Source organism: Ruminococcus sp. AM43-6 (assembly GCF_003461785.1).
GTDB classification, from domain to species: domain Bacteria; phylum Bacillota; class Clostridia; order Oscillospirales; family Ruminococcaceae; genus Hominimerdicola; species Hominimerdicola aceti.
This window is the reverse complement of record NZ_QTXU01000002.1, coordinates 1-12,626: the sequence shown is the minus strand read 5'-3', so window position 1 is coordinate 12,626 and position 12,626 is coordinate 1. Positions and strand designations below refer to the sequence as shown.

7 protein-coding genes and 1 pseudogene are annotated in these 12,626 nt (G+C 33.7%); 1 reads left to right on the top strand and 7 read right to left on the bottom strand.

Annotated features, from left to right (window positions below; genetic code table 11):
• Positions 1-42: 42 nt before the first annotated feature.
• From DW938_RS15070 to DW938_RS01680, 7 genes and pseudogenes are all read right to left on the bottom strand, one after another.
• On the bottom strand, positions 43-198 hold the full coding sequence (locus DW938_RS15070) for a transposase domain-containing protein (RefSeq protein ID WP_242992330.1): 156 nt from the start codon (positions 196-198) through the stop codon (positions 43-45).
• A 36-nt stretch (positions 199-234) separates the two neighbouring features.
• Positions 235-426, bottom strand: a pseudogene (locus tag DW938_RS15235) (transposase); the annotation flags it as partial.
• Between the two features lie 86 nt (positions 427-512).
• Positions 513-2,501: an RNA-directed DNA polymerase gene (locus DW938_RS01700; RefSeq protein WP_118123724.1), complete on the bottom strand. Its 1,989-nt coding sequence runs from the start codon at positions 2,499-2,501 to the stop codon at positions 513-515.
• Positions 2,502-2,687: 186 nt separating this feature from the next.
• Positions 2,688-4,052: a reverse transcriptase domain-containing protein gene (locus tag DW938_RS01695; RefSeq protein WP_117878517.1), complete on the bottom strand. Its 1,365-nt coding sequence runs from the start codon at positions 4,050-4,052 to the stop codon at positions 2,688-2,690.
• Positions 4,053-4,247: 195 nt separating this feature from the next.
• The gene (locus DW938_RS01690; RefSeq protein ID WP_118123723.1) at positions 4,248-5,321 is read right to left on the bottom strand and encodes a hypothetical protein; all 1,074 of its coding nucleotides are present in this window, start codon (positions 5,319-5,321) and stop codon (positions 4,248-4,250) included.
• Positions 5,322-5,327: 6 nt separating this feature from the next.
• Positions 5,328-9,947 carry a hypothetical protein gene (locus DW938_RS01685; RefSeq protein ID WP_147342352.1) on the bottom strand — a complete coding sequence of 1,540 codons (4,620 nt, stop codon included), beginning with the start codon at positions 9,945-9,947 and terminating at the stop codon, positions 5,328-5,330.
• Between the two features lie 165 nt (positions 9,948-10,112).
• Positions 10,113-11,693, bottom strand: coding sequence for a hypothetical protein (locus tag DW938_RS01680; RefSeq protein ID WP_118123721.1), 1,581 nt, complete (start codon positions 11,691-11,693; stop codon positions 10,113-10,115).
• 285 nt (positions 11,694-11,978) lie between these two features.
• Between DW938_RS01680 and DW938_RS01675 the strand changes: the two genes are divergently transcribed.
• Positions 11,979-12,626, top strand: a 648-nt coding sequence (locus tag DW938_RS01675) for an NlpC/P60 family protein (protein ID WP_147342351.1), incomplete at its 3' end; no start/stop codon positions are given.

Below are 12,626 nucleotides of genomic sequence, written 5' to 3'. Positions count from 1 at the left end.
GCAGTCTTTTTTTATTGCGCGTTTTTTTACAGCGCCTATATTTCACGGTAATTTGCAGATCTTCTGTGTAGCCTCATTCCATGGCAGCAGTTCCTCAATGATATCCGGATTGGTCAGGAACTCCATGCTCGGGAGAAATGTCAGCAACAATTCAAAGTATTTAAAAACATCAAGTCCGTTTGCATTTGCTGTCTCCACAATGCTATAGATCGCTGCACTTGCTTTGGCACCCTTTGGAGTGTCACTGAACAGCCAGTTTTTTCTGCCTACAGTAAATGGCCTGATCGCATTCTCGGCTGCATTGTTTGAGATAACACAATCTCCATTTTGGAAATAGCTGCCAAGATATTCTCTTCTCTTAAACGCATATTCAAATGGCTTGCCAAATTTTGATTTTGCAAGAACAGTCGGCGCTGCTTTTTCAGCCCATGACCAGAACGTCTAAAATTTCGGTACATCTAGTTTAGCTTATTTGTTGTTCAGTGGGTAGAGTGTGATGTTATCCATATAAATTATGAATCCAAGCTGCCATATAGTTCCAATGAGTACCTGCTTTTATATTGTTTAAACAATGTTCTCTGATAAGTTCTATATGTCAACTGTTTGCTGGCATTAAAATTATAATAACCCCAATAAAAAAACAGGTTGGATTTATTTGTCTTTATAAATTCAAATATTAAATTATTTGCCTTATCGCACGGAGAAGTTCCAGTACAGTGAATTTCGTTGACTTTATTTTGCAATTGTGCTTTTAATCCTGTTGATATATATGGACAATTGCAAAATATTAACACATACCAGAACTCGCGCTGCAATAAAGGCTCATAAGGAATCATATTAGAAATATTATTATCAATAATTGCTTCCGCTTCCTGTAATATAGTTGAATTATAGGATTTATCATACTGACTATATATCAAGTAATTAGCTAAAATTATAGGGCTGTTTTCTGCGATTACATTCTCAAGTATTACATCTTCACTATGCGGTAGTAAAGATATTTTATATTCGTAAAAGAATACAAACCAATTACATATATCATTAAGATTTGACTTTTCATATATGAATGAATATCTTCTGATAAGATCGAGTAATTTTTTATGATTCTTTTCATCTTCTATGAATTTTAATTCGTCATCAAAATACACTATCATCGAAATTACTTTTTGAGAATGCTCAAAGCATGGGCAAAATGAATAAACAAAAAAAGCTAACTCAAGAAGAATAAAAGCTTTGCTTGCCTTACCGTCATCAAAAAGTTTATAACCGTCTTTTTTATTACTTATATTGTTCAACAATGTGCTTAAAATATACGAAACTATAAATCGTCGGTTCTTTGGAAATTCGTTCATTAACAAAGAAAATTCATTTTTCATCCTATCTAAAGATATATATGTGTTTTTTACCAAATGGTCTATCTCTTTTGATTCATGTAATTCCATCTTTCTGTAAAATAACTCTGAAACTTTATCGGCAAATACTCTTGTTTTGTCTATCCAATCGTTTAATATAACGGGTGTCTCTGCAGTGTAATATTTCAGTTCATTTAAATGTAACAGATATTTTTGCGCAGTAGATTCTATCGTTTTTACAATAGTATCTGTAATAATGGGTGCATTTGCAAAGATATAAATATCGTCCACATATCTAAAAACTCTAAAATCTTTTGTCATTGAAAGTCCTTTAGTTTGAAGATTTTGGAGAATTTCTTTATCAATATGTTGAAGTAATATTTCAGCAATCATTCTTGAGAATTCTGGCCCTACAATAACGCCATTAGAAGATTTACCATTAATATTTTGTAAGATCCTATCAATAACAATAAATAGGTTGCTGTTTTTAGCTTCTTTTGAATCAATGGTATTTCGTTCTATGATCCATTTATATGTATGCGTATAGATACTGCTAAAACATGATTTGTAATCAACTTTTGCAAAATATTTATATTTGAAATTACAATGTTGCCATAATCTTGAGTTAACAAAAGAAGAAACTGAATTAAATTTGTGAATTTTAAAATATGCACCTGTTTGTTGTAAAACACTTTTATCTATTTTCTTTGAAGTTTTTGCAAAATACTCTGTTAGTCGTTTACTTTTTCTTTTATAAAACAAATCATTATTTTTTCTATGATATCGTAGTGAAAAACAATTGTTATTTTCTAAGAAGCCTAAAATTTCCTTTTGATAGCATTCAATGAAGAGATAAATATTTAATGCAGATATAGGTTGTGTTAAATTGATTTCCCTTGCACCATCTACGCCTTTTAGAATGTTGTATTTTAAAGGAGTAGAAGCCCATTTTCCTCCATTAAATAGATATTCTTTCCCAGATGCTTTAAGTTTCATAAGTTCTTTAACAATACCATCCAATTCCTTTCGATGTTCCAAAAGAAATTCGTAGAATTTACCGTATGAAAACAATTCGGAAATTTCAACAGGCATAATATCGGTTAGAAGGTAGTCAATTTTGTTGCGTTCAATGTTATTTTTATTTCCCATTGCTTTTTAATCTCCTTTATGTTATAATACTAATGTTAGAGTAGTACTGTTCTAACTGCGATTGTATAATCGCACACATCAGCGGCATAACCGTTTTAAAGGGAAACCTAACGATTATGTTAAGAGTCTATATGATTTTTTAGATTCGGTTAAAGGGTGTCGGGGCAACCCGATGCCCTTTGATTTTTAATGCCCAACTTTAACTTTAATTAAATAGTCGCGAACTAATCCATCGTAACTTTTTGTCATATCCCAAATTCCTATTTGCTTACAAATTTTATCCAAAGTATCTTTGCTAATTCCTATAGATTCTACAAACAAAAGAGTTCTGTATTTCTTCATATTATTATATAAATTATATATAGATTCTTCTTTCTTCACCTTCAAAAAATATGGTACGTTGATTTTGTTTTTTGCAAATGCCTTAACAATGGCATTTTCTAAAAAATCTTTTGTGTCAACAGTAAGATAATCTAGTCTATATCTTAGTTCTTGATAATTTGAAATAAAACCTTTTGTTTTCCAAATTAAAGATTTATATTTTGGCAGTTGATATACTGTCCTGTAAGTAAATGCTTTTATTCGATGTCGTAACAATTCCATATTACCATCGATTTGGTACGCCTTTACAAGGTCGTCAATCCGTTTTGAATATTTATCAATTTTCTTTTGTGTTATGCCATACTTGAAAGTAGTTTTAGTTTTATTATGTGCATCAAAATTGGGCGATAATTCAAATTGATATCCTAAAAAATCAAAATCATCTGATTTTTTAGATGTAGCCAAATCTCGAGCGGAAATATATTTCGTTTTTGTGTTGTTCAATCGTGTTTTGCAACAATATTTCACAGCTATGCTTTTATCAAAAAACACTTCTTGTATAGCTTCGTTGATGATCGATATACATAAGGTTTCTTCCACACGCTTGTTAAATACCAGTATTCCATCATCGATATAGCGACGATAGAAAATAAGCCCATGATTTTTTAACTTCAATGACAGAACATCATCAAAATCTTTTGCAATTATTTCGCATAGTATATTCGATGTATTTAATCCAGCGTAAGCGTATTTGGTATTTGTGACAAATTTCTCAAATAACGTAATTTGAAACCTTTCTAAAGAAATTTTTGAAATATATTTGTTAAAAACATATTCACTTGAAACTGTATTAAAAAAGTCTTCAAAATCGAATCTCAATATTGAATAATCATTCATATTGTGCAATGCACTTATCACATTAAATAATGAATGCATATACTCGTTTCGATTAGGATATCTAACATGAAACTTTCTATCTAAGGTTCTTTTTAAATAAATACACAATGTTTTTTCACAGGAGAAGGTTTCATATGATTTGGTGCGCCTAATTTTACCAATTTGTTTTTTATTTACTTCTTTAAATCTTGTAAAATCATAATTGCCATTTTCATAATCATCAATAGCTTGCTGAATTAAAGCGTTAATAGTAGTTTTATTTTCTTTATCTTTTAATAGCAATGTTGAATTTTGATATTCTATTATTTTTGTGATTTCCTTAGTTATACTCATAGATGATACCTACTTATATTTTTAGTATTCTTTTAATAAGCGGAACAACCACAGTTTGGATGCCATGCGTAATATGTGGATTGTTTTAATCTTATAAATGATACTTGTCTAATATTGAATATTAGCGTAGCAGTCTTCTAAACTGCTACGCTATAAAATTCTACTTTTTGAACCACATTACAAGACCCTGCCTTTTTATATTCTGTCTGTTGTTTCAACTATTCTTTTCAGACTATCATATGGCAGATATTTTAAATGAGCTAGATTATTTCTACATTCTTTAAAAAAATTAAGATCGTTGTAATCTCCACTGTTCATGTATAGATCATGGTTATTGCATAACCATTTTAACGTCGCAAGTTCTATATCATATTCGGATCTTATCTCTTCACCTTTCAAATTTGTTACGCTGCTATCCAAATGGATATTATATTTGTATTTTTCTATCAGATAAAGCCTGAATCGTTCGATCAGTGGAAAGAATACTTTAAGCTGAGCTTCCCAGATCTTCCTGTCTAGATCGTCTGTGAACGTAAAAGATTCCATATTGCTCCTTATAGAATTAGAAATAATTTTGTTGATCAATGAATTTGTGTCTTTGATAAGCATATCACTGCTTGTTATCAGTTCAGCGGCGAACTCAGGATCATTATTGGAACAAAGCGTTGCTAGCTCGGTCGCATAATTTCTGAAAATATTGTGTATTTTGTTGGAGGATATTGTCATCATGCACAGAATCGTGATGTCATAGTTATGCAAATAATCGCCTCTTTTAAATAGTCTTATCCCGCTGTATTTACTTTTCAAATTTGTTTTAGTTTCGATGATAAATCTGCATTTCTCTATTTTAGATTTATGCAGTTTGTTATAGTTTTCAATGAAAGTTACCCAATCATGTGTTTGTTCATCATTCAGGTCAACGAGATAGATAAAACTGTGGAGTAGACTTGTTTCATCTTCTTTATCGGTCAAAAATTTTTCATAGCCGATTGATGTTCTATATTTAGAGCGAAGCTCTTTTTTTACAAACGATTCCATTAAGTATTCTCCGGGAGTGCGATCTCCAATCGATCTTCCCGATATTTCATGCGTCTTGTCAACGCCGGAAAAGATTTTTGCCTTGATTATATCACGAAGCGTATCTTTCCATTCGCAATTTTCAGATATGGAATATATGACGCTGCTTCCGCCTTTAAGGACGGCAGCAATGTCATCTATAAATCTTACAGAGTTTGGGACAACAGTCCACCAGCGTTCGTTTGTTTTCATGGTTTATCACTCCCCAAGATACTGTATCAGTTTATCATCAATCTCGCTTTTATCCTTGCCGAGCATCTGAATAAAGTTGTGACGGGCAAACAGGTAGCGATTTTCATTGTTCTTTCTGAGAATATTGAGTTCGCAAAGCTCGTCCATAAGGGCTGCAAGCTTATCAACGCCTTGTGATACTATCTTTTTGATCTCAAAATCTTCGGCAACTTCCATGATCTCACTGACAGTGAAGCCATTAGAAGAATCAATATTGTAGCTGCAATAGGCAACCAGAGTTGCAATGATATCATAGTAATTATCAGTATCAAGCTTTAGGGTGATATCGAATTTACGTTTAATATCTTTGTTGAAATTCTCGTCTGAAAGTATTTTCTTTATCTGTGTTTCAGTGAGTTCATATGGCGGTGTCTTGTCAACTGTATAGTCTGCATAATCTTTTTCCTGCATTGACTTTATAAGAGAAGCGCAGTATTGATGTATAAGGCCAGGAAAATAATTGGTTGATGCAAGTATCAATGAGATGAGATACTCCTGATCTTTTGGAAAACGCACGCCCAGATAATGCAGAGGTGTTTCAAGAAGTTCTCGTGCTTCCTGATTGTTAAATGGTCTTATGGTCTTAACTGTAATATGTGGAAGCGTGGAATTATCATCATTGGCAAGTTCTCTTTCAAACTTAACAAGATTTCTTAATCCTGCAAAAACAAACTTAAAGCTTTCATTTTCTTCTGCCTGAAGTGATTCCAAGGCTCTGATCGGGTTATAGTCTATATTCTTACTGCTTTCAAACAAACTGTCTGCTTCATCTATCAAAAGAAGAAAATATGGTATTTTTTTCTTTTTCTTGTCGTTCAGGCGAAGTTCGATGAATCTTGCAAGTTCATCCCAATTGTTTGTCTTGTTAACATCTTCAAGAATATTCTCGTCAATAAGCTTTTGGGAAACCTTGAGTGCAGCCTCTCTATGGTCAAGATTTTTGATCTCAACATATACGGCTCTGTTTCCTATATCGTCTTCGTTGATATCTGTTTTTGCCATTCTCAACAATGCGGACTTACCAAGCTGTCTTCCGCCGCAGATAACGTTTGCACCCTTAGGGCTTTCAATATCTCTGAGCAGTTTTGCTCTTCCCATAAACATTTCGCTTGGTATGGCTTTTGATGCGTCTTCCATATATGGCTGGAAAGAAGCAAACGGAGCTGTTATCTGCATCAGTATTCGGTTGATAGAACTCTTGCTCTCCTCGTTTTTATCAGCAAGATAATACATAACGACTCTGTCTATCACTATGAATATCTTATCATCTGGCATATTTGCTTTGATCTTTCGTGCAAGCTCTCTTCTGTCATGCAGTTCAAGCGCCCAGTTTACTATCATTATTGTATTTTTAGTTGTTCCTATCTCATTGATAGCGTCCAAAATATTATTATAATCGGTCTTGCCGAAAAGACACATGACCCTGAAGCCTTTTTCGACAGCATAAGAACCGAATGGATATATAGGGTGCAGGTAATTATCTCTTTTTCCGTTAAGTGGTTTCTTGATAGACACATTGTAACAAGCCTTCTTGCCCTGATAAGGTTCAACAGAGTCTACATTGAAACCTATCGCATCGAGGAAGCTTTGTACCTTTTGGATATTATCTGCAGTAGGGAAGTTGTTTATCAGACTTGAAGCGAAATTACTGTGCTTGTTGCCATAGCCACTACTGAATCTGTTAAGGCTAGTGATAAGGGAAGCATTACTGATTTTGCTGTTATATACGATCTTGAATATCTTTTCGTATTCCCTGATAAAGTCTTCAAGGTAGTCTTTTGAATCCAATGCGGTTTTGTTAGTAAAGTCCTTTTGCTGGATCCTATTAATGATATCTTCTACTACAGTATAATTTTGAATATCCATCATGGACTCAGCAGACTTTATCAATTCCTGTGCCTCTGGTGTATCAGCATATTCTTTTTTTGCATTTTCAAGATGAGTGCTTAATGTTATCTTTCTTGCACTTGCATTTTCGTCAACAGTATGCTTGCAATAGTCAAGCATTCTATTAAAAAAGCCGAAGTTATGTGTATTCATGGCTTTTTCATACTGCTTATCAACAAGCAAAAGCAGGCGTTCTTTGCGGTCTGTGTCTATTTTTCCGTAGCTCTGGTCAAGCTCAAGGGTGCCGATAAAATTGCTCTTTATCAAGTGCATCTGCTTTAAAGCGTCAAGTGCATTTGCCTCGATATCATTTTTATCATCGTCCCACTCAGTGTTTTTTGCCAACCTAAGATATTCTTTGATCAATTTTGCGCAGCCATAATCATCACTTAGGTGAAGATCACTGTCGGGAGTTCTGTTAAAGATCTCGTCTATCCTTTCTTTGATATCTCTTGCAGGCATATCTGCATGACGGAGTATCCTGCTGATAGGAGAAAAGGCATTTATAGCAGATAATTCGTTTTCGATCACAGGAATAAAATTATCATCAAGCATGACCTCTGCATAATACAGAAAGTCCGAATAATAGTATTTATTGGAGTTATCAATAAATATGCCATTTAATTTTGATTGGAATTCCAATAACACTGTTTTTATGCAGGCGTTGCCGGCGATAGTATATCTATCTCTGTCACCAGATACGGCGATCTCATTGCATACCTGTACTGCATTATTTATTACTTCAACAATGTCATGCTTTTCGTGCTCATAGGTGTTATGATTATCATTTTCTGTGTACAACGATACATAGTAATACCAGTCAGCTATTTCTGTCAGCATTTTTGAAAGCATTGAGAAAAGATTATTTCTTAGTTCTTTTACAAGTTTGCTTGACTTGTGCTTTTCACGCTGAACTTTGCCTGCTTGTTCCCAGTTGAAGTCGATAAATTCATCGATCTTATCATTACTGATGTTAGAACCGCGAATTTCAAAGCCATTATTAATGAAATCCGGAGAAAGAAAATCATGGACATATTCAAGTATTTCATTGGCTCTATCATCTTCAGAAGCGGCTCTTAAACAATCATACAGAGGATTGTCCTTTTTCAATATCATTTTTACTGTTTCTATATATCTTGGAAGAGCTTTTTTCTCTTTGATAGGATTATTATAATATTGCTCAAAATATGTCTTAGCGTTCTTGACGTGTTCATCGATCATTTTCGATGTATTGACATTTTCTTTTATACGATAATCGGCATAAGCGTCTATGCCCTGACCATTTGTGGAATCCTTGAACTCAGACAGTTTAAGAAGCAGTGCCATAACATATTTGTTAACGTTAAGGTAACTGTATCCTTGAATAGTCGCGCTAAGACTCTTATATTGGTAATCGTGCTGATTGCCTTGGAATAAAGTACGGAGCACAGCACATATCCTGAAAAATTCTGTCAGGTCAGAATAATCAGAAGCTTCATTGTCAAATATTCCAGAAATAACGCTTGATGTATAATTGCAGGACAAAGCAGGGTCATTCATTGCATAACCCAAAGTGGTGTATAAATGATTATAACTTTTATTCTGCATTGAAATGGCTTTTAAATAGGCTGACGCACAGGCATACTTTTCTTTTTCAAGCAAGCCGCAAACAGTGTCCAAAAGTTCTTCATCATCAATAAAGAAAGAGTTTGTAACACTTTCACTATTTTCTTCATCACTGTTATTTGATGTTTCAGCGACAGGTGTTTCATTCATTACTTCGGTCAAAGGCTCGTTCCGAATTATCTCAGTCGATTTAGTATCTGTATCTACAGCATCAGTGTTCTCTTGCTCTATAGAATTTTCGACAACATCAGAGCTTTCATCTATTTCAGATTCTGATACGGAAACAGGCTCATCTACTGTAGCTGACATTTTGGATTTAAGTTTTGAATGATAGAGATTTTCTATATATTCCTGTATATCATTACTTGTTATATCACTTTCTGTTTCCAAGTCGATAAAACGATCTTCATTAATAACATACAAGACGAGCTTTGCTTCATTGAAGCATTGATAGTTGTTATGATAGTAATTGTATAGAGAATCACATTCTTCTTTTGAAAAACCTGCAACAATAAAAATATCAATATTATTGGAATACTCTGAAAAAGTATCCTTTGATTTATCTATCAGTTTTGAAAGTTCCTTTACATTTGGAATACAAGCAGATATGATATAAGTATTCACATTTATAGAACTTGGAAAATTAAGTTCGATTCCATTAAATCTAAAGAAATTGCTAGAATTGAATGACGTGGCATTTGATTTCCAAGACTTAACAGAATAAACAGGTGATGCTGCATTCAGATGACCAATTGCGTTCAAAAGTATATTGTTGAAAACCGGAGAACTTGGTGGTGTTCTATCACTTGGTGAAGTAACAGAATGTGGCTTGAAAGAAAAACGGCTGTTATTTTTTAGCCACAAAACATTTGCCCTATTTAGATTTCTTTCAAGCGCATTGCTTGAAGTATAAACAGGTTCAAAATCACCTAGCGTGATCTTATTAGCATAACCAAGCTCAAACATTTTTTCTGCAATGGATATGTTAGCTAGCAAAGGTGTCATTGCCCATATATTGCTTCTTAAAAATCTTTCGTTCAAATTATCATATTCTGAAAAAAGTGAAGTTGCAGCCTTATGAATCGGGATCTTCATATCTTTCTTAAAATCCTTTGTTAAAACGTTTATGCTGTCTTTGTATTCGACATTGGCTACTCCAATATCAGAATGGTTGCAAACAATTATTCCAGTTTCTTTATACTTGTTTTCAAGCATCTCATCAGTTATAAAGCTTACGCCGAATGTTTCAGATATGCTGGACTACATTGCATTTACAAGCTGCTCGATACTTACAGTTTCGTTATCAAGGCGATATTCGTCAGTTAGTACAGAGTGTAACACCACATGATTTTTACCTGATTGATCAGATGTTTTATTGATAATATCACGGCATATTACACATTCATTTATAGTATCAGACGATATAAACAGATAGTCATATCCCTCGTTTGCTTCTTCTACAAAATCATTAAGGGCAGTAACAAAGTGTTCCGCATCATCGCTGCCATTAAGGCAAAACGAAACATACAGAAAATTTAGTCCTTTTTTGCCTAATATTTTACAATGCCCTGCTGATATATAGTATGTATTTCCTTTTGATTCTTTTGAGTCGATAAATTCTGCGTTTTCATCTATTTCTTTTTGTACTGAGTCAAACATTTTGATCCTAATAAACGATTCTGCACAAGTGCCTAAGGTCATAAGATAATTATTGATACTATGCTCAGGGACGCAAGATTCATCTTCAGTAATCAAAAATGAACTAGATCTATTTTGGTTATATTTCTTGACTGCTTTATATCCTCTTGCGCTGATATGAAATACATATGGCAGATCGGCGATGTGTGCGGATTCAAGGTAACCGGCTTTGACGAGTTCATCAGCCGAAAGCCTAAGGCTTTCATCTGTTATATCTTCTAAAGGTATATAAAGGAATGGTATGGAGCAGCCTTTTTCAGATAACGCCAATATTGTTTTAGCTAAGTTGTTCTTCATAAGATTTTTAAATTCCTTATGGTCAACAGGAACTGAAACCTTATTTGATACAAATTCAAAATTACCGACGTTACTTCTCAATGATGTGTTGAACAGTGTGACAACTTCATTTGATGATGTATCGTTATCTTCCTTATCTTCAACAACTTTCTCGGCAATAGGTGCCATGACTGGTACTGCTGAAATTTCGGTCATCACTGATTCTTTATCAGGTGATGTGGTTTTGGCTATTGTTTCAGGAACATTCTCAGCCACAGTATCTTGCAGTTTGCTATCGTCAATGTAAAAATTGCCAAACAGCAGGTTTGCTATTATATCTCCGTCAAATTGACCATATATAGTTTGTGCCTGCATAGTTCTTTCATTGTTATCGTCAAGCTTAACAGCATCATAAAAAACATCATATGGTTTAGTTGAGGTCTTATAATCCTCTATAGACATACTTTCAGCGTCGATAGCCTGAAGTTTGTCCAAATATTTTTTCAGCATCGCCTTACATTTGTCAATATCTGATGTGATACTGCTAAACCTAGATATAACCGCTTTGGCTTCATCAAGTTCCTTTTGTTTAGCCAATGACTCGTCGAGCAGACGGATCTTCTCTTCAATGTCATCAATCAGTTGGGGTACTGGCTCATCTGGAAACAGTTTCGTATATTCTGTTCTTAATGAATCCTGCAACTGCGAAAAATCAACTGCTTCAGAAATGATTTGCTGAATGCTGTCATTTTCCATGAGCATTTTATCATTAACTGCTTCTTGAACATGGTTTACCTGTTCTTTGATGATGTCCAATCGTTCCAAAAACTTATTGGTCAGCATCTTCAATTTTTGAGTATCTGCCATAAACGCGTCCTTCTTCCAAATAATAATACGATATGATTTTTTATAGGATTACATACTAATATTGGTTAATATTATAGCACATTCTACATAATTTGTCAATATAAGCTGCGTGATTTGTTATAAAATAAACAATAACTGATATCAAACTGACTAAATACTTTGAATGCAAATATTATAACATATTCAGACAAAATTATTTTTAATTTTGTCTGAATATGTATTGACATCAAAACAATTTGGTAGTATTATATTGGTATAAACTTGATTTTTTTAGGGGGTATTCTTATGAAGAAACGAATAGCAAGCTTGTTTACCAGTTTGCTTATGATCGTTAGTTTAATGGTCGTTATGCCAACTATGTCGGTGAGTGCAACGCAAAGTAAAATAAACAATTTTAACAAATCATATACTTTAACAGGAAATGCACAAAATGATATGGTTGCTATTGCTAAGGCACAAATTGGAATGACACAGTCACAACTTGGTTATACGGAACAATGGTGTGCAGATTTTGTTAGTGATTGTGCAAGACTAGCTAATCAGAGCATTGCAATACCGGCAAATGGCTCCTGCTATAGCTTGATGAATGCGGTAAAAAATGCAGGAGGTCATACTGTTAGTAAAAGTGAAGCACTTCCGGGAGATTTAGTTTTCTTTAGCTCGTCATCAAATCCTAATGGTGGTGCACATGTTGAATTGGTGTATGGATATTCCAATGGTGTTTTAAAGTCAATAGGTGGAAATTGTCATATAGATGGCGTTTCTAAAGTTTATGATCGCTCAAATGGTAAAAGTTCATCTGTTTCATACTATTGTGTAATTAGACCAAATTATACGTCTTTACTTCCTGGAAAATCAACAATAAACGTTAAGCCTGGAACATCATATAAATGCACGACGTTCAACTGGACTGCTTCAAGTAATACAAAAGTA